This window comes from Bradyrhizobium valentinum (assembly GCF_001440405.1).
GTDB classification, from domain to species: Bacteria; Pseudomonadota; Alphaproteobacteria; order Rhizobiales; family Xanthobacteraceae; genus Bradyrhizobium; species Bradyrhizobium valentinum.
In genome coordinates, this window is record NZ_LLXX01000218.1 from 1 (window position 1) to 206 (window position 206).

Consider the following 206-nt stretch of genomic DNA (forward strand, 5'->3'; position numbering starts at 1 on the left):
CGGCGAGGCAACTGGCCAGCCGCGCCCGCCGGCGGGTGCATGGCTCGCCGCCGCCGGACGCCGATTTCGGCCGGCAGAAAAACATCGTCGACGCCTTCCTCAAGGCCTCACGCGAGGGCGACTTCGAGGGGCTGCTCGCGGTGCTCGATCCCGACGTGGTGTTCCGCGCCGATGCTGCCGCCCAACGGCTCGGCTCCCCTGCGGGA

1 pseudogene is annotated in these 206 nt (G+C 72.8%); it reads left to right on the forward strand.

Annotation, left to right across the window (positions count from 1 at the left end):
• Positions 1-206, forward strand: a pseudogene (locus CP49_RS46505) (RNA polymerase subunit sigma-70); the annotation flags it as partial.